We start from the raw sequence: 20,073 nt of genomic DNA on the forward strand, positions 1-20,073 counted from the left end.
TTCTTAATCATCATGATTTACTTTGGTTCACTCATCGGTGCCTAGTGCGCCCAACACTAGGCATCACTTGTTTTAATGTAACATAAAATCAAAACTATATGAATAAAACTTTCAATAAAAATATGGAATTCTATGAATAAAAAATTGAATAATTAAACAAAATATTTATACATATATGGGGAAATGACCTGAATACAAATCAAACAAAGATGCAACAAAACTTACTAAATATTACGAAAACATTATGACAGGAATAAGCAACATAACTTATATGGAAACATACGAATATATTAGGTATGGTTGTAACATTAGAAAATGAAAAGATAAAAGAGGAACTAAACTAACATATGTATTCCTATAATCCATTTTTAGAAATGATCCGAACTCATTAAAAATGAACATACCATGGAAGCTTAATTTTAAGAAAATAAATCAAATTCGCCAAAAATAAATTAGCCATAACAAACAATTGAAAAAATTTCCAAAAATTTATTCCAAATATTGGAAGATAAGTTTCCCACTCTACTTAAACATTTCGACCAATTACATTACTAAATTGGAAACTCTCCATTATATCTTTTTAAAGCCCATATATAGCTAACAACAGCATAAAGAAAAAAAGCAAAGAAATACACAATAGGAGTTTCGGTTGCAACTAATAGTAATAGTATCACCAAAATACACCAGTCATTATAGTTCTGGAATTTTTTACTTTTAACACCCTTAAAACTCCAAAATTTAACCGGTGCTATCATCGATAAACCTGAAAACAAAACTAATAAAATAGCAATTTGCCCGGCGTAATTATAATCTGGGAAATATTCAAACCACATCCAAACATAACCAACAACAATTGATGCCGCAGAAGGACTGGGCAAACCTGTAAACCATTTTTTATCTGCTATATCTACCAGTGTATTGAATAAAGCTAACCTTAATGCTGCACAAGCACAATAAATGAAAGCTAACATATAACCGAACTTACCAAAATTATTTAGCAAAGCCATATATAAAATTAAAGCCGGTGCTAAACCAAAACTAACCATATCAGCAATACTATCTAGCTGTTCACCAAAAGCCCCCTGTTTACCAGTCATACGGGCTATCCGACCATCCATCCCATCCAACAATAAAGATACTATAATTGACCAACCCGAATGATCATACCTCCCATTAATTGCCTCAGTAATGGCAAAAAATCCGAAAAATAACGCGCCCAATGTAAACGCATTAGGTAAAAAATAAAATCCAGTTTTTTCCTGCCAAGTTTCACTCGTTTGGTTTGTTACATTACTCATAATAAACTCATAAATAATTATTTTAATTAATTTTTTATCCTTTTAAAAAACTGCTTTTAGTCGATCTACTTATCTCGAAATCAATATTTAATCCAATAATTAATCCATTGTTGGATGATCCTGTAAGTACGCTCTTTTGCAACACTACATTCTCTACTTTAGTGAGTTTCATTGTAAAGGATGATCTAATAAATAACAACCTACACAGATCTCTTTCAAAATATGATTAATACTATCTTATAACACATACGATTACTATCTAATAAATACGTGTTATAAAGAATGGATATATCTTTTTTTTTTAGAAAGTAATAATAAATTCGTTTGATATATTAAAACCGATATATGAGAACCGATATATTAAAATCAACTGTATCAATTAAAATACCAACCATATTTTCTCATATTATCCAAAATAGAAAAATTATAGCCCTTAAAAAATATAGAACAATTGATCAAATTAACCAACATATTAGTAAAACTTAGGCTATTCACACTAATAAAGCCCTTAAATTATCAAAATAACACACCAAATCTCTAGAGTTTTTATATAAAAATTTTCGTATCTTGATACTTTAGATTTCTGTTTCTAACTTATCTCTCCCGACCCTTAAATCCAATGCACACATCTGAGATTTTATAAGTAACCATAAACTAAAAAGTTTTTAAATGCAACTAGCCAAAAAACTTACAGTCAACTTTTTTATCGCCCTCTAATCAGAAAAACACCTAAAATGAAACCTGCATTAATTCTGACAATACAACAAAAAAATTTCTAAATTTTTCTCTTAATTCATGTATTTATTTAACATAATAACTAATTTAATTAATATTTCCTTATTTTTGTCGGATCCTATTTTCTCTAATTGCCTTGTAATCCATTCAAGTCAAACGAACTAATACCACCCCGAGAACAGGGGATCTTTCCAATGTTTTAATTAGGGTACTATTTACCTATCAGCTATTTAGCGCCATCAACTTCATAAGCAACAATACACAATAGCCTCCTGTCCTTAGTTAAGGTCAACAAAAATCAAAAGCACTCTCTTGTGCTTTTAGTTTTCCTAACTCATTATTCAAGCTATTACAAGCCATGCGTCCAAAACTAATTATACAATCTGATCAATTAAGTTGTGCCAATATGGAACTTGTCGCTTTAACTTTATCCCCGATGACTACCTTAGGTTCAGCATCAACTGGCAAATACAAATCTACTCGGGAACCAAAACGGATAAATCCATAACGCTCACCTCTGGATAATTTATCACCTTTTTTAGCATAACAAAGAATTCGCCTCGCAATCAACCCTGCTACTTGTACAAAAGTAACAGACTGACCATTGCATGCTTTTAATAAAATTGCATTACGTTCATTGTCAGAACTAGCCTTATCCACTGCAGCATTCAGAAAACTTCCCGCATAATATTCGACTTTTTCTACTATGCCAGCAACAGGAACACGATTAGAATGAACATTAAACACATTCATAAAAATACTTATTTTTAATGCTTCTTCGAGACGAAAGGGATCCATTGTTCTTTCTACAGTAATCACTTTTCCATCTGCAGGAGAAACCACTGATAATTCATCCTCATTAGGCAAATTACGGCTAGGATCCCTAAAGAACTGTATCACAAAAACTGTGATAACATAAAGAATAAGATTAAATAACCAACATCCTATCAAAAGTGCTCCCCAACAAACTAGTAACATCAGTATAATATAGGGATGCCCCTCTCGGGCTATATATGGGTGAGGGTAATTATTTTTCATGTTAAATTCTCTATTTTCAGAAACCTTCGAACTGCCGATTCTATCACTTCTTATCTACTTAATATATCTTAGGCACTAAATTTTTTATCCATCACTAATGAAATCAAATTAAAGATAGAGTCTCGCATATCTCTACGATCCACAATTTGATCCAAAGCGCCTTTCTCCATCAAAAATTCAGATCTTTGAAAACCTTCAGGCAATGTTTCTCGTACTGTTTGCTCAATCACCCGAGGGCCTGCAAAACCTATCAAGGCTCCAGGTTCTGCAATAACAAAATCTCCCAAAAAAGCAAAACTAGCTGACACACCACCCATAGTAGGGTTGGTTAACACTGAAATAAAAGGAAGTCTTTTATTATTTAATAGATGTAATGCTGCTGATGTTTTAGACATTTGCAATAGTGAAGTCAATCCCTCTTGCATCCTAGCACCACCTGATGCCGAAAAACAAATAAATGGTCGATTATTTTCTGTGGCCTCATGTACTGCTCTCACAAATTTCTCACCCACCACAGAACCCATAGAACCTCCGATAAACCTAAATTCAAAGACTGCTATGACAACCGGTAATCCTTGTAATGTTCCTCTGCCTGTAATCAAAGCGTCCTCTTCTCGAATCTCTTTTCTGGCAGCACTTAAACGATCTGAATATTTTTTTGTATCCTTAAATTTGAGAAAATCAACTGGTTTAATTTGACTATTCACTTCCTCGAATGAATCTTTGTCCAGGAAAATACTAATCCTCTCTCTGGCTGAAATAGGATTATGGTAATTGCACTTAGGACATACTTGTAAGTTTTTGTTCAGGTCGGTAGTGTAAAGTGTTGTCAAACAAGACTGACATTTCTGCCACAAACCTTCTGGAATAGGTGACTTATCAACACCGCCATCTTTTTTTATTTTTGGGGGTAAAATTTTATCTAACCAAGACATAATTTACTCAACCTTTCATCTTTCCTATATAGTTTTTGTCGCTCTTTTTAAATCTTTCACTAAGCTGGTGATATGTTGTAATGAGTGAGTACCATTGTTTTCTATTTCCTCAATAATACGACTTCCCACAACTGCACCGTCTGCGACTTGAGAAACTGCCTGTACACTTTCAAAATCTTTAATGCCAAAACCCACCACAATGGGAATATTAGTATCTGTTTTTATAAAACGAATCTTCTTTTCCACTTCTGCCATATCCAATCGATCAGAACCAGTCACCCCCTTTAGAGAAACATAGTATAAAAAACCTCCTGCACGAGTAGCTATCATTTTAACGCGCTCCATTGATGTTGTGGGTGTCACCAAAAATATAGATTCAATACCTTCATTTTTCAAGTTCCCACTTAACTCATCAATAGACTCCACTGGACAATCAACAACTAATACACCATCTACGCCTGCTTGTGCTGCTTTTCTAGCAAAAGATTGATAACCTAAGCAGAATACAGGATTTAAATAACCCATTAAAACAACTGGCGTCTTTTGGTTCCTTTGACGAAACATACTAATCAATTCAAGAACTTTATCTAAAGTTGTACCACTTTCAATTGATCTGTGAATAGCACGCTGAATCACAGATCCATCTGCCATCGGTTCTGAAAAAGGGAAGCCTATTTCTAAGATATCTGCCCCATTATCGGAAAGTGCATACATAATATCAAGCGTTGTGTCTAAATCAGGATCTCCAGCAGTAATATATATAATTAGTGCTTTTTCTTTTTTTTTCTTTAATTCTTCAAAAGTACTATCTAAACGATTCATACCGATCCTTTAAGTATTATAATCACAGTCCAATACCGTACATATTAGCTATTGTATTAATATCTTTGTCCCCACGACCAGATAAGTTGATGAATATCACCTTATCCTGACTCATTTTGGGCGCATTTTTAATAGCCCACGCTACCGCATGACTACTCTCTAAAGCTGGAATAATTCCCTCTTGAGTGCTTAACAAATGAAACGCATGCACTGCTTCATCATCATTAATAGAATCATATTTTACCCGTGCAATACTATTTAGAAAACAGTGCTCTGGACCAACACCGGGATAATCTAACCCTGCAGATACTGAATGTGTTGTTAATACCTGTCCATTTTGATCTTGCATTAAGTAGGTTTTCGCCCCATGTAAGATGCCTATTGGACTATGCGAAGAAATTGTGGCTGCACATTGTTTTGTTTCCAAACCTAAACCGCCTGCCTCTACACCAACCATAGCAACGCTTTCATCGGGAATAAAATGATAGAAGAAACCTATCGCATTAGAACCTCCTCCAATACAAGCCACTAATACATCCGGTAATCGCCCAATACACTCTAAAATCTGAGCTCTGGCTTCTTGACTGATAATACTTTGGAAATCTCTAACCATTTGTGGATAAGGATGTGGCCCCGCAACAGTTCCTATCACATAAAAAGTATCATCTACTCGTGCCACCCATTCTCTCATCGCTTCATTCATAGCATCTTTTAAAGTTCGGGTTCCATTGGAAACACCAATTACTTGAGCCCCCAGTAATTTCATACGATAAACATTAGACGCCTGTCGCTTAATATCATCCTCTCCCATAAATACTACGCATTCCATACCAAAGCGTGCAGCCACCATTGCACTAGCCACACCGTGTTGACCCGCACCTGTTTCAGCGATGACACGTTTCTTCCCCATGCGTTTAGCTAATAATATCTGTCCTAAAACATTATTTACCTTGTGTGCCCCTGTGTGGTTTAAATCTTCCCTTTTTAGAAAAATTTTTGCACCGCCTAGGTATTTACTTAATCTTTCTGCAAAGTAAGTTGGGCTGGGTCTACCTACATAGTGCCGACAAAAGTGCCTATATTCCTGCCAGAACCCAGAATCCTCTTTTGCCTCTAAGTATGCCTGCTCCAGTTCAAGTAGTGAGGTCATTAAAGTTTCCGAAACAAACCTTCCCCCAAAATCACCAAACCACCCCTGTTTATTCGGATAATCATAATTTTTCAATACTAACTCCCGATATCAATGTTTGAACTTTTGTTTTATCTTTTATACCATAATCACTTTCAACACCACTGGATACATCAACATTTTCAGCTTGCGTCTGCCTAATCGCTTGTGTTACGTTCTCTGGCGTCAACCCTCCTGCCAAGATCCATGGTTTAGTTAAATCAGAAGGAATGGTAGACCATTCAAATATTTTACCTGTTCCACCAAATGCTGTTTTAGAATAAGTATCATATAATAAAGCCACAGCAGAGGCAAAATCTTTCTCAATTTGATAAAAATCTTCTCCTCCTTTAATTCCTATGGCTTTGATGTAAGGTCTATTAAATACTCGGCATTCATTTTCTGTTTCATTACCATGAAATTGTAGTAATTGTAAGGGAACAATTCTTAAAATATCCTCTATTTCTGATCTTTTTGTATTTACAAATAAACCAACTGTTGTTACAAAAGGAGGTAATCGATAAATAATATCTCGAGCCTTCGTTGGCTCTACATAACGTTTACTCTTTTGATAGAATACAAACCCTAGTGCATCAACACCTAAATCGACACAATCTAAGGCATCTTTTAAGCGAGTTATGCCACAAACTTTCACTCTAACTCTAGTTAATGAACTCATGATCTCCCCAAAAAAAAGCTGGAATACTAGGCAATGATAGTCCATACTCCTTGGAATAATTAACCCCTAAAAAATATAAACCATCCCCACTAAAAGTAGGCGGTGCTTTTTGTCTGCTTTTTTCTGCCAATAATATTCGAAATTGTTCTATGGACCAACGACCAATCCCCACATAAATCAATGCACCTACAATATTTCTTACCATATGATGTAAAAAACCATCCGCAGCAATATCAAAGCATATTAACCCTTGGAATGAATACACTCTAGCATGAGAAATAATTTTGATAGGTGTTTTAGCTTGACAATCAGAGGAACGGAAACTAGAAAAATCATGCTTCCCCAATAACAACTGTATTGCCTTATTCATCACCTCAATATCAATTGTTTGAAAAACCCAACCTACTTGATTTTTAAAAAAAACAGGACGAATTTTCTCAGGATACAAAACATAACGATAAAAACGTTTTTGAGCAGAAAACCTAGCATGAAAATCAAAACTAACTTCTTTAGCCATCTGAACCGTAATATCTTCTGGTAGATAACGATTAACGCCAAATAACCAAGCTGAAGGATCACGCACAGCAATAGTATCAAAATGGGCTACTTGTCGCAAAGCATGTACACCTTTATCAGTACGTCCTGAAGCAATCAATTCAATAGGATGCTGTGCAATTTTGGCAATCGCTGTTTCCATAACTTCTTGGATTGTATTTCCTATATTTTTTTGTTTTTGCCATCCATTGTAGGCAGTTCCTTGATAACAAAAACATAGTGCAATTCTCTTCTTCATAAGAAATCATTTAATAATTTGAGATATTATAAACGATGATTTTTAAGATTAGACTAATTTTATAAAAAAATATAAAATGAGGGACTTTTGAAATGAGTCACAAATTATTTACCCATCAAGTTAAATGCAAACCTATTTTAACTACTCTACCCCAAATTTAGAAGCCTGTGCGCTTACCATCGGTAATTTCGATGGTGTACACAAAGGCCATTTATACATACTCAAATGCCTAAAAAAAGAAGCAGAAAAAAGAAACTTACCCACTGTTTTAATCACTTTTGAGCCTTTAGCTAAAGAATACTTAGCTAGAAATTGCAGCAATTTGCACCCTGTGAGGATTTCTCCCTTACAAGATAAGTTAGCCCTTATTGAATCAACTAAACATATTGACATCACTATTGTATTTGATTTTAATCAAGAATTCTCTTGTATTAGCGCTAAAGACTTTGTTAAAGATATCTTAATTAAGCAACTAAATACCAAATATTTATTGATAGGGGATGATTTTAAATTTGGCAAAGAACGTCAAGGAAATTACGATTATTTACTACGTTTTCCCAATTTTGAGACACAGAAAGCACCTTCAATTATGGTTGATAACACCAGAGTATCCAGTTCTGTCATTAGGCAATCTTTAATGATGGGAGATCTTAAACAGGCAGAAGCTTTCTTAGGCCATGATTATTTCTTGAGCGGAGAAGTCAAGCAAGGAATGAGATTAGGTCGCCAATTAGGCTGCCCTACAGCTAATATCGATTTAAATAATCATCATTTCCCATTAAGTGGTATATACGTTGTAGAAGTAAAAGGTGCTTTCGGTCAAAAAAAAGGAGTAGCAAGTTTTGGCACCAATCCTACCATTAGTAATGACCCCGCCCCAAAGCTCGAGGTACACATTTTTGATTTCAATGAAGATATATACGGGCAGATTTTAACTGTTATCTTTAAAGAGAAAATTAGAGATGAACTCAAATTTGACAATTTGACTGAATTAAAAAACCAGATTGGAAAAGATATATATTTTGCTAAAAACTGGTTCATCCATCCTTAAAATTGCCCCCAAATTCAAATCATTATATAATAGCCACCTATAACAATCGCTTTATTTATAGGTTAATCCCTATGTTTTTGTTCATTTGAGAGAAAAATATGATCGACTATCGTACTACAGTAAATTTACTAGATACTCCTTTTCCAATGAGAGGTAATCTTTCCCAACGAGAACCCGAATGGGTAGAACAATGGAAAAAAAACAATATTTATCAACGTGTTAGGCAAATATGTCAAGGACGTCCTAAATTTATTTTACACGATGGCCCTCCCTATGCAAATGGAGAACTACATGCGGGGCATGCTGTGAATAAGGTTCTAAAAGATATGATTGTTCGCAGTAAAACATGGATGGGTTTTGATTCCCCCTATGTACCTGGTTGGGACTGTCATGGTTTACCGATTGAATTAATGGTTGAAAAAACCCATGGGAAAAATATTCCTCCTCCTCAATTTAGAGCTCTTTGCCGACAGTATGCAGCAGAGCAAGTGGAAATTCAAAAACAGGGGTTTCAACGCATGGGCATTATCGGTGATTGGGATAATCCTTACCTCACCATGAATTTCCATAATGAAGCCAATATAGTACGATGTCTCGGTCTTATTTTAGAAGCTGGCTACCTTAAAAAAGGCGAAAAGCCTATCCATTATTGTATCGATTGTGGCTCAGCTCTTGCTGAAGCTGAGGTTGAGTATAAAGATAAACAATCAGACGCCATCGATGTTGGTTTTAAAGTGGTTGATAACAATAAACTAGCAAATATATTCAATATCCCTAGTGTTAGTGACAACACTTATGCCGTGATTTGGACAACTACTCCTTGGACACTCCCAGCCAACCGTGCTGTTTGTATCCACCCTGATTTTGATTATTCTTTGGTTAAAACCAAGGCAGGATACTTTATCTTAGAATCATCGCTGGTAAAAGATAACCTTACTAAGTATAACCTACAAGATTATCAAGTAATTGGTTCTGTTAAAGGAGATAAATTGGAATACATCACCTTACAACATCCTCTTTTACAAAGACAGGTTCCTATCATTCTTGGTAAGCATGTTACCAAAGAGGCGGGAACAGGACTCGTTCATACTGCACCTGCACATGGTGTAGACGATTTCAATATCGGTAAAAAATATACCCTATCAACCAATACACCTGTATTATCAACTGGTCTATTTAAGCAAAATACCCCTAAAATTGGGAATAGATCTATCTGGGATGCTAATCCTATTATTATTGACTGGTTAAAAGAGAACAATGTCCTATTAGCTCACGAAAAAATTCAACATAGCTATCCTCATTGTTGGCGTCACAAAACTCCAATGATATTCCTTACAACCCCTCAATGGTTTATTACCTTGGCAGAATCTGGAAAGGATAGAAAACCATTAAAAGAACTAGCAATAAATGCCATTAGCCACACCCAATTTTTCCCAGCCCGGGGAGCAAATCGTCTAGGTTCTATGATTGACAATAGACCTGATTGGTGTATTTCCAGGCAAAGAATTTGGGGGGTTCCTATTACGTTATTCATTAACAAAAAAACAGGAGATATTCATCCTAACTCTCTAGAATATATTGAAAAGATAGCCCAACTGATCGAGAAAGAGGGAGTAGAAGCATGGTTCTCACTCAATAAAGTAGATTTTCTAAGTCAAGAAGATGCCCAAGAATACGAGAAACTAAGCGATGTTTTAGATGTATGGTTTGATTCAGGCACAACGCACCATACTGTATTACATCATAGAGAAGAGTTAAACTGGCCCGCTGACATATATTTGGAAGGTAGTGATCAACATCGAGGTTGGTTCCAATCATCCATGTTAACTGGTTGTGCTATTTATAGTAGCGCTCCCTACAAACAAATTTTAACACATGGCTTTACCGTAGATGATAAGGGACAAAAAATGTCCAAATCAATTGGCAATACAATTGCACCACAAGAAATCTATGATAAGTATGGTGCGGATATTATGCGCTTATGGATTGCATCCACTGATACGTCAGGAGAAATTGCACTATCTGACATAATATTGAAACAAAATGCGGATAGTTATCGTCGTATTCGTAATACCATTCGTTTTTTACTCGCTAATCTTACAGATTTTGATCCTAAAACAAATATCATACCTGAACAAAAAATGGTTGAAATCGATCGTTACGCACTCTTGATGACTCAATCGTTACAGAAGAAAATTGCGGAAGAATTGTATCCACGTTATGACTTTCATCATGCTGTACAAGAATTAGTTCAATTTTGCTCTGACGATTTAGGTGCTTTCTATTTGGATATATTAAAGGATAGGCTCTATACCATGCCAGCTGATAGCCATGGTAGAAGAAGTGCTCAAACCGCATTATATCACATTACACAATCCTTTATTTTGATGATCTCTCCTATTTTATGCTTCACAGCAGAGGAAGCTTGGAAAGTACTCACTAATGATAATAATGACAGTGTTTTATTTCATACTATTTATGAGTTTCCAAGTACGCTATCACAGTACGCAGAACAAATTGATCATAAATGGAATATTATACGTACAGTAAGAGCTGAAGTTATAAAAACCTTAGAACCTTTAAGACAAGCTGATAAAATTGGCTCCTCCCTACAAGCAAACGTAACAATTGTGGCACCTGAAGAAATTGCAGAGGCATTATATTCATTAGGCAATGAATTAAAATTTGTATTTTTAGTTTCTGATATAAAAGTATCCACAGGTGATAAACTTTCTATTCAGGCAACATCTGCAAGTACTAGAAAATGTGAACGTTGCTGGCACTATTCTGATACGGTAGGTCAGAATAAAAATCACCCTACAATTTGTGGACGTTGTATTGAGAATATAGAAGGCAATGGCGAAAATAGATTATTTGCCTAATATTAACCTAAATTTTTAAGGTATTTATGAAGAACTGGTTTTATTTAATTTTATCAGCCACTTTTATTGTATCTGATCAAATAAGTAAATATTGGTGTAATACCAATATTCAATACTATGAAAGAATATCCATTGTTCCCAACTGGCTTGATTTAACACTTGTGTACAATAAAGGTGTAGCGTTTAGCATGTTCTCACAAGCCTCTGATTGGATCCACTATATTATCTTAACATTGGCGTTGCTGATTTGTGGATACATGGTTTACTACACTTTTACTAATCGTTTTAACAATATACAGAAAATAGCAGGAGCACTAATCATTGGTGGTGCTTTAGGTAATATTATTGATCGATTTTTACATGGTTATGTAATCGACTTTTTATTATTCTATCATAACAGTTTCTCCTGGCCTGTATTCAATCTAGCAGATAGTTTTATTTCCATTGGTGCGTTTATTTTTATTTTCGAAGGTTATGCACAACAACGAAGGGCATACTAATTTATGACGCGCCCTTATAAAAAGATCATATTAGCTAATCCCCGTGGTTTTTGTGCAGGAGTGGATAGAGCTATCAATATTGTCGAAAAAGCATTAGAAACTTTTGGCTCTCCAATCTATGTCAGGCATGAAGTTGTACACAACAAGTTCGTAGTTGATAACTTGAAAAATAAAGGTGTTATTTTCATAGAAGATTTAAACGAAATTCCTAAGAATGCAACTTTAATTTACTCTGCTCATGGTGTATCTGTGGAAGTGCAAAAAGAAGCAGAAAAAAGAGGTTTTAGAATTTTTGATGCTACCTGCCCTTTAGTGACCAAAGTACACCGTGAAGTACAACGTCTACATGCTCAAGGTTATTATATCATTATGATTGGCCATAAAGGCCACCCGGAAGTTGAGGGTACTATGGGGCAAGTGGATGCTGATATAACTTTAGTAGAAACTATAAATGACGTAGCTAATATACAAGTTCCTAATATAGAGAAATTAGCTCATGTCAGTCAAACAACTTTATCTATCGATGAAACACAAGAAATCATTGATGCACTAAAAAGACGATTTCCTAACATCAAAAGTCCCAATAAAGATGACATTTGCTATGCCACTCAAAATAGGCAAGATGCTGTGAAAGACTTAACTACTAAATGTGATGTTATCATCGTAGTAGGCTCTCCTAATAGTTCAAACAGTAATCGCTTAAGAGAAGTTGCGGCACTAAGGAATATTCCTGCCTATATGGTAGATAATGCCTCTTTTTTAGAAAAAGCTTGGTTTGAGGATAAATATAATGTAGGCCTGACAGCTGGTGCTTCTGCACCAGAAGTTCTAGTTAATCAAGTATTAGAACAACTAAGAGAGTGGGGCTTTGAGCACATTAAGGAAAATTCAGGCACAGAAGAAAATATTGTTTTTGTATTACCCAAAGAACTTCGAACAAATCATTAATCCAATTTTGCGTAATAACTTTATAGAAATATATATACAATTATCTCTAAATGATCTTGACATTTTATTAAAAAATCCTTATGATTTATCGCTTTCGCACATAACTTAATTATTGACTTTTTTTTGGAATTAAGCATGAAGACATATTCAGCTAAACCACGAGATATTCAACGTGAGTGGTATATCGTAGACGCCGATGACAAAATATTAGGTCGTCTTGCAACCGAGATTGCACGTCGTCTTCGTGGAAAACATAAACCAGAGTACACTCCTCATATGGATTTAGGTGACTACATCGTAGTGATCAATGCTGACAAAATCCGTGTCAGCGGAAACAAAGCCCGTGATAAAAAATATTATCGTCACACAGGTTATCCTGGCGGGATTTATGAACGTGATTTTAAAGAGTACCAAGAAAAATACCCTGGTCGTGTATTAGAAATGGCTGTTAAGGGTATGTTGCCTAAAGGACCGCTTGGTTATGCTATGCTCAAAAAGCTAAAGGTTTACTCAGGTAGTGAGCATCAACACACTGCGCAAAAACCTAAGGTATTGAAAATTTAAGGATATCAAATGAATGGAAAATATTATTATGGTACAGGTCGTCGTAAAAACTCTGTAGCTCGTGTGTTTATTGAAAAAGGCGATGGAGAAATTGTTATTAATGGTCGTCCTTTAGATGACTATATTGCACGTGAAACAGGTCGCATGATTATTAAACAACCTTTAGTATTAACCAATAACTTAGATAATTTTAGAATTATGGTTAATGTCTCTGGTGGGGGTGAAGCTGGTCAATCAGGTGCAATACGTCATGGTATCACACGTGCATTAATTGACTACGATGAAAGTTTAAAACCCACCCTATCTAAGGCAGGTTTAGTAACCCGTGATGCACGTCAAGTAGAACGTAAAAAACCAGGGTTACGTAAAGCACGTAGAGCAAAACAGTTCTCAAAACGTTAATGCATATATTTTTCAAGATGTGTAGATCAAACCCTGCTGACATGCAGGGTTTATCTTATGCCTATTAATTTATGTGTTTGCAAACTTAAATTCCAATGTATGGGGCGGTTGTTTCGGTGATTAAGCTTCCCTAATTGTAATATTGTATCCTGTAAGTTCATCTGACCATCTATCTCGCGAGGCGAAAGATAATAATTTCTAGCTTGAATTTTATTTTCAATCATATGACAAAATTCTGACATATCACCATCTACCACTAAACGCACTTCATCTGCCTGAGTAATTCCTTTGTTCTGGTAAATAGATTGATAAGCTTTTTTAGGGCTAGTTGCAATATAATCAATTTCTTTAGGAATATGTTTTAAGCCATTAGTTTCGATGGCTAAATAAAAATGAAGTTTTTTTAACTCAGTAATGAGTGCTTGAATATGTGGCTGTATGGTTGGCTCACCACCTGTAAGAATGATATTGGTTGCTTGATATTGCATGATCTCCTGTAAAATATCTCGAGCAGTACGCATAGAGAATTTTTGATATGGCGTATCGCACCAAGTACACGCTAAATTGCACTTACCAAAGCGTAGAAATATAGCAGGCATCCCCGTATTGTACCCCTCTCCTTGTATGCTCTCAAAAATTTCTACAATACGATATTGAATATCTAAATTCACGGTCGATACTCACAAAAAGAATGAGCACTCTCCCACAAGCGTATGGCTGAAACTGGTAATTTATTCTGTTTTAAGCAATTAAAAATGTACTTTGCTATTAGTTCTGCTGTAGTCCGAAAAGGTACACCGTAAACTTTTGAATCACACTCCATTAAGACTTTTGCAATTTTACATTCTCGTTCACTACGGGTGTCATAAATAAAAGAATGATCCATCTGAGACACAATTTTTTGCTCTACTATCTCTTTTAAATCACTAAAATCAAACACCATACCTTCTTTAGGTCCTTCTCGATATAGCATATCAGTTAGTTCGACATGTAGCACATAACTATGTCCATGTAGGTTCTTACACTTGCCATCATGCCCATCCAATAAATGAGCAACCTCAAAGCGAAATTCTTTAGTAATTTTAAAAGTTTCAGTCATTTTTTTCCTAGTTTTTTATTGTGGGATGGATTTCGAACCACAAAAGTGATGGCCAAAAAAATATCAGAAAAACCACTTTGAGCACATTACTTGCACTTATGTATAACGGTATCAATCTCTTAACCTAGTTATAGTATTTCAAAATTTTTGATATCAGACATTATGACTTAAACACCATAATAAAGAAGCCAAAGTCAAGATCCTCATCCAATACATGAACCCGTCATTCCAAATGTAGTCAAAAATGATTTCACTGCTAACAGGTTAAGAATGAATTTTCTCAACAACTACAACTCTCAAGAACGCTAACATGAAGTTCTAACATGCTATCCATTTTTCACAAGATTTGCAAAACCCAGTTCTATCATTTGACCTAAATTATCTGCTGAATTATAACACAAAATGAACCATGATTTTACCCTACTTGAACATAATAAAGAAACGAATAAATATGAAAAGTTTATTTTAAAAATAATGACTTGACCATTATAGATCTTGTACTAGAATTTTCAACGCTGGAACAATAATAAATAAGTTATTAATAATCATCTATTTTTACTACACATCCCAGTAACTTTCAAAACATATCACCAAGGAAAAAGTGAATAACTACGTAACTGGTTATAGCTTGTGGTTCACTCAATACCACTAAAGACATTGTCGAATTTAAAATAAGTAAAACCCATGCTATCTATTTATGAGTCAAATTGGATAACAACACTGGATTATTAGTAATACATAATTTAATACTGAATACGGTACTAGAAACTGCTTTTAACATAAACCGTTTCCCCCTAAAACAACTACCTCACTCAATTGAACTTTTGCAATAAATTAAACATTACTACCCCCTAAAAGATAGGCTAAAAGCTGATAAATTAGAACACAATTCAAAGTGTTACATATCTATAAACTAGAAAATCAGCATATAAAATTACCCCATTATCTCAATTCCATTAATACCTTTTTAATTTCTTGTACTCTTTTTTCGGGGTTCTCTTGTGCTATTCTTACCACTAATTTAGTTCCATTTTGTAACTGAAACTTATCAGGTTGCATTTGAATCAACTGAATAATGCTCACTGGATCTACTGTTGTATTTTTATCAAATAGTATTGATATTTGTTCTGTACTGGCATCAACATATTGGATCCCCATTTGTTCGGCTATCAAACGTAAATAATGTATTTCGATTAATAATTTAGCAGGGCATGGCAACAATCCAAAGCGATCAATTAACTCTTCTAAAATATCATCTAAGCGCTGCTTATTTTCTGCTTGAGCTAATTTCTTATATAACACTAAACGCTCATGAACATCTGGACAATAATCTTCTGGCAATAGAGCCGGACTGTATAATTTAATCTCAGATGTAATTTTCAAAGGATGATTTGAGTCAGGAGATTTTCCTTGTCGAATATCTCTTACCGCACGACGTAACATCTCGGTATATAAATTTAAACCTACTTTAATCATATCTCCCGATTGGTTATCTCCTAAAATTTCTCCTGATCCTCTAATTTCTAAATCCTGCATCGCTAAAAAGAAACCAGCACCCAGTTCATTCGCCCGTTCTATCGCCTCTAATCTCTTTCTCGCCTCTGAACTTAAATATTCAGGCGTTAACAAATAAGCATAAGCCTGATGATAAGAACGCCCCACCCTACCTCTTAATTGATGTAGTTGAGCAATTCCAAATTTATCAGCTCTGTTAATAATAATCGTATTGACATTTGGAATATCAATACCAGTTTCAATAATAGTCGAACAAACCATCACATCATATTGATGACGTAAAAAAGAACGCATCACCTGTTCAAGTTCTCGCTCATGCATTTGCCCATGCGCAACACAAGTTCTTGCGTGGGGAACCAATTCTAATAGCTTATTCCTCATGTTTTCTATTGTTGAGACTTCATTATGTAAGAAAAATATCTGTCCATTTCTTTTCATTTCACGCAAAATCGCTTCTTGCACCACAGCTTCCGAAAAAGGCTGAACCATAGTCTTAACCGCCAAACGTTTTTCAGGTGCCGTGGCAATCAGAGAAAAGTCACGTAACTGCTCCAAGGCCATAGAAAGAGTTCTAGGAATTGGGGTTGCTGTCATGGTCAACACATCCACTTGACTACGGTATTTTTTTAACTCTTCTTTCTGCCGAACACCAAAACGATGCTCCTCATCGATCACCAATAGCCCCATATTTTTGAATTGGACATCGGCGTGAATTAATTTGTGTGTACCGATAATAATATCAATCTTACCTTCTTTTAAATCCTGTAAAATCTCCTGTGTTTTTTTCTTACTCACAAAACGTGATACAGATTCAATCCGAATAGGAAAGTTGGCAAACCGGCTCATAAATGTTTCTGTATGTTGCTCAACCAATAATGTTGTTGGTGCTAATATCGCCACTTGTTTTCCTGACATAGCTACCACAAAAGCAGCTCTCAAAGCTACTTCTGTCTTACCAAACCCTACATCACCACAAATCAAACGATCCATAGGTTTATTTTTTGCCAAATCATGTAATGTTTGCTCAATGGCTTTTGCTTGATCTTCTGTCTCTTCGTACTCAAAACCATCAACAAAATTTTGATAAGATTCAATATCCAAAGAATAAGAGAACCCTTGTTTTAATTCTCTTTGTGCATAAATATTCAGTAGCTCAGCCGCAGTGTCCCAAGTTTTCTGTAAAGCTTTTTGTTTTTGTCTACTCCACTGCTCCTGACCTAAAGCATGTAATTGTACCGCCTCTAAGTTCTGTCCTCGATAACGACTAATTAAATTTAATTGAGAAACAGGGACATAAAGCTGAGCATTATCCTTATATTCCAACAACATAAATTCTTCAATTGGCTGTCCATCTAAACCTAAATTAACCAAACCTTTATACAGTCCAATACCATGATTCTCATGCACTACAAAATCACCTATGTTAATTTCCGCTAAATCCATAAAAGCATTCTCTGAAACAGATTGGTATTTTCGCTTTTTGGTCACTCTACGGCTATTATTTTGATACAGATCAGACTCAGTCACTAAAGCAAGGTTGAGTTCTGGTAAAATAAATCCTTGTTGAAAATCTGGTGATAATAATATCGCCAATTTTTGATCAAATTTTAAAAACTCCTGCCAACTATTAACACGTGGAATTATTAAATCATTTTGTTGTGCCAAATTAATAATGGTCTCACTTCGACCCAAACTATCAGCCAATAATAAAATTCTTCCTGAAAAATTTTGTATAAATTGTTTGAGAGGTTGTATAGGATCTTTTAAATCACGGTTAATACTTAATTTTGGAAGTTTTGATCGTTCAGCTTGCTCAACTTGCCATACTATCCTAGCTTTTGGTTTAAGTAACCCTTGAAATTCATTAGCATCCAAATATAAATAATTCGGTGCCAATGGTGGATAAGCAACATCCCCACCCGCCAAAATATATCTAGATTTAACATCCTTCTCAAATTCACCTGCTTGTATAGGTAATGTTTTATTTTGTATCACTACGACATCTGAAGATAAGTAATCCAGTATAGTTGCCGTATTTTCTTCAAAAAATAATGGAAAATAAAACTCTACCCCTGCTCCAAATATTCCTTTTGCAACTGCTTGATACACATTGGCTTCATGCACAGGGCTATCAATAATATCTCTAAATTGTGTTTTAAAAATTTGAATACCTACTTCATCTGTAGGAAACTCATAAGCAGATAACAAACGAATGGAAGAAACCTTTTTAATAGTTCGTTGTGTTATAGGGTCAAAAGTACGAATACTGTCAATCTCATTATCCAATAAATCTATTCGATAAGGAAATTGTGCCCCCATAGGAAATAAATCAATGATCCCCCCCCTAATAGAAAATTCACGTGGGGAAACAACTTGTGAAACATATTGATAACCATTAGTCACTAAATTTTGACGAAAGCTCTCTAGATTTAAATCTTGTGCTACCTCTAACCAAACAGTGTGATCCATAATAAAGGACACAGGTGGTAATTTTTGCATAGCCGTTGCCACAGGCATGATCACAACATCTACCATATTATTAGCCATATGCCACAGAGCCGATAACCTCTCTGATACTAAATCATGATAAGGAGAAAATCGCTCATAGGGTAGTAATTCCCAATCAGGGAAATAAATAACTTTTTTATTTGACTCAAAAAACTGCCATGCCAAAAATAGTTGTTTAGCTTGTTGAACGTCATCAGTCAAAACCAAAATCGGCCACTTAACTTCAACCTCCCTCATAGCCATAGGTAAGGTCTCTAAATTGAACACAGGTAGAGTTTGTTTTTTACCTGACTGTGGAATGAATGCCATAGATAGATCAATATTTTCTGTGTATTTATTTTTAAAGATAGGATTATAACTGAAACTTTGATTATAACATCAACCAATTCCTATTCTTAATATACGGTTTTTTGTTTGAAATAAAGCTTATCCTATCACTTTGGAAATTAAGATTTATATTAATCACAAATAATTTTACAAAAATTATATTAAAATCAAATCTGTAATTTTTTTGAATTTTTAATTAATCGATTGAAACATTTAGATATTGATTACTCTGTTGCCAGTTTAACACACTATCAGCTGTGTTGATTTCTACTAGCACATGCTTAATTTACTTGTTGGTGCCTGCATTTTCAGAAAAAAATTTTAGACTATAACTACCTCCTTACTTAAAAGTAGTACATTTAAATCTCTCAATAAGGTTACCTAAACCCACTCAGCCTAAATATGGATAAATTTCCTGTTATCACTGTCACTATACTATTAATCCATACATCCTTTCTAAATTTTGGTTTAGTATACGTGAATTGTATTGAATTATTTCCTTTAATAATATCCATTACTTTCTTATCTCTCCACTATTTGTATACATTTATTATTTTCTTAATATTCCGGTTAATCCCTTATCATTGGATTCACCCAATATGAATAACCTTAATTTAAGTGCACTTATCACCTCCAGATACTTTAATCAGGATTTATTTTTGTTTGCATACAGTTACCCCCACCTATTGTATCTTAGTCACAAAAATTAGAAGTGAAACCGATTGGGACTACCTTACTACACTTAACAACACACCATCGGAAGGAGCAAGCTCAGCCCATATAAATAGTGCTATAGACATGTTAACCAT

At 34.7% G+C, this 20,073-nt stretch carries 16 protein-coding genes and 1 riboswitch; of the genes, 6 read left to right on the forward strand and 10 right to left on the reverse strand.

Features of this window, described 5'->3' with window-relative positions:
• Positions 1–551: 551 nt before the first annotated feature.
• The 7 genes from pssA to truA all read right to left on the reverse strand — a co-directional run bounded on the left by pssA (position 552) and on the right by truA (position 7,468).
• Positions 552–1,298 carry a CDP-diacylglycerol--serine O-phosphatidyltransferase gene (gene pssA / locus GKC53_03410; protein ID QRN41189.1) on the reverse strand — a complete coding sequence of 249 codons (747 nt, stop codon included), beginning with the start codon at positions 1,296–1,298 and terminating at the stop codon, positions 552–554.
• Between the two features lie 1,122 nt (positions 1,299–2,420).
• The gene (locus GKC53_03415; GenBank protein QRN41190.1) at positions 2,421–3,071 is read right to left on the reverse strand and encodes a phosphatidylserine decarboxylase; all 651 of its coding nucleotides are present in this window, start codon (positions 3,069–3,071) and stop codon (positions 2,421–2,423) included.
• 68 nt (positions 3,072–3,139) lie between these two features.
• Positions 3,140–4,006 (reverse strand): acetyl-CoA carboxylase carboxyltransferase subunit beta, encoded by an 867-nt coding sequence (locus GKC53_03420; protein QRN41191.1) that lies wholly within the window; start codon positions 4,004–4,006, stop codon positions 3,140–3,142.
• A 24-nt stretch (positions 4,007–4,030) separates the two neighbouring features.
• Entirely contained in the window at positions 4,031–4,828 is a 798-nt protein-coding gene (locus GKC53_03425; GenBank protein QRN41192.1) for a tryptophan synthase subunit alpha, read from the reverse strand.
• 22 nt (positions 4,829–4,850) lie between these two features.
• Positions 4,851–6,053: a tryptophan synthase subunit beta gene (trpB, locus tag GKC53_03430; protein QRN41193.1), complete on the reverse strand. Its 1,203-nt coding sequence runs from the start codon at positions 6,051–6,053 to the stop codon at positions 4,851–4,853.
• Entirely contained in the window at positions 6,040–6,675 is a 636-nt protein-coding gene (locus GKC53_03435; protein ID QRN41194.1) for a phosphoribosylanthranilate isomerase, read from the reverse strand. Before GKC53_03435 ends, trpB begins: the two co-directional genes overlap by 14 nt.
• Positions 6,659–7,468, reverse strand: coding sequence for a tRNA pseudouridine(38-40) synthase TruA (truA, locus tag GKC53_03440; GenBank protein QRN41195.1), 810 nt, complete (start codon positions 7,466–7,468; stop codon positions 6,659–6,661). The genes GKC53_03435 and truA overlap by 17 nt, the downstream gene beginning before the upstream one ends.
• Before the next feature lie 124 nt (positions 7,469–7,592).
• Between truA and ribF the strand changes: the two genes are divergently transcribed.
• From ribF to rpsI, 6 genes are all read left to right on the forward strand, one after another.
• Complete coding sequence (gene ribF / locus GKC53_03445) at positions 7,593–8,519, forward strand: bifunctional riboflavin kinase/FAD synthetase (protein ID QRN41196.1); 927 nt, start codon at positions 7,593–7,595, stop codon at positions 8,517–8,519.
• 98 nt (positions 8,520–8,617) lie between these two features.
• Positions 8,618–11,401: an isoleucine--tRNA ligase gene (gene ileS / locus GKC53_03450; protein ID QRN41197.1), complete on the forward strand. Its 2,784-nt coding sequence runs from the start codon at positions 8,618–8,620 to the stop codon at positions 11,399–11,401.
• A 26-nt stretch (positions 11,402–11,427) separates the two neighbouring features.
• Positions 11,428–11,901 (forward strand): signal peptidase II, encoded by a 474-nt coding sequence (gene lspA, locus GKC53_03455; GenBank protein ID QRN41198.1) that lies wholly within the window; start codon positions 11,428–11,430, stop codon positions 11,899–11,901.
• A gap of 3 nt (positions 11,902–11,904) precedes the next feature.
• The gene (gene ispH / locus GKC53_03460; protein QRN41199.1) at positions 11,905–12,849 is read left to right on the forward strand and encodes a 4-hydroxy-3-methylbut-2-enyl diphosphate reductase; all 945 of its coding nucleotides are present in this window, start codon (positions 11,905–11,907) and stop codon (positions 12,847–12,849) included.
• A 135-nt stretch (positions 12,850–12,984) separates the two neighbouring features.
• Positions 12,985–13,413: a 50S ribosomal protein L13 gene (rplM, locus tag GKC53_03465; protein ID QRN41200.1), complete on the forward strand. Its 429-nt coding sequence runs from the start codon at positions 12,985–12,987 to the stop codon at positions 13,411–13,413.
• A gap of 9 nt (positions 13,414–13,422) precedes the next feature.
• Positions 13,423–13,815, forward strand: a complete 393-nt coding sequence (gene rpsI / locus GKC53_03470) for a 30S ribosomal protein S9 (GenBank protein ID QRN41201.1) — start codon at positions 13,423–13,425, stop codon at positions 13,813–13,815.
• Positions 13,816–13,865: 50 nt separating this feature from the next.
• Here the strand turns inward: rpsI and GKC53_03475 are convergent, their stop codons facing one another.
• The 3 genes from GKC53_03475 to mfd form a co-directional block, all read right to left on the reverse strand.
• On the reverse strand, positions 13,866–14,414 hold the full coding sequence (locus tag GKC53_03475; protein ID QRN41827.1) for a radical SAM protein: 549 nt from the start codon (positions 14,412–14,414) through the stop codon (positions 13,866–13,868).
• Between the two features lie 68 nt (positions 14,415–14,482).
• Positions 14,483–14,914: a 6-carboxytetrahydropterin synthase QueD gene (gene queD, locus GKC53_03480; GenBank protein QRN41202.1), complete on the reverse strand. Its 432-nt coding sequence runs from the start codon at positions 14,912–14,914 to the stop codon at positions 14,483–14,485.
• A 1-nt stretch (position 14,915) separates the two neighbouring features.
• A riboswitch (PreQ1 riboswitch) is annotated at positions 14,916–14,961 on the reverse strand.
• 895 nt (positions 14,962–15,856) lie between these two features.
• Complete coding sequence (gene mfd / locus GKC53_03485) at positions 15,857–19,246, reverse strand: transcription-repair coupling factor (GenBank protein ID QRN41203.1); 3,390 nt, start codon at positions 19,244–19,246, stop codon at positions 15,857–15,859.
• Between the last annotated feature and the right edge of the window lie 827 nt (positions 19,247–20,073).

Source organism: Neisseriaceae bacterium (genome assembly GCA_016864895.1).
Taxonomy (GTDB): Bacteria; Pseudomonadota; Gammaproteobacteria; order Burkholderiales; family Neisseriaceae; genus QFNR01.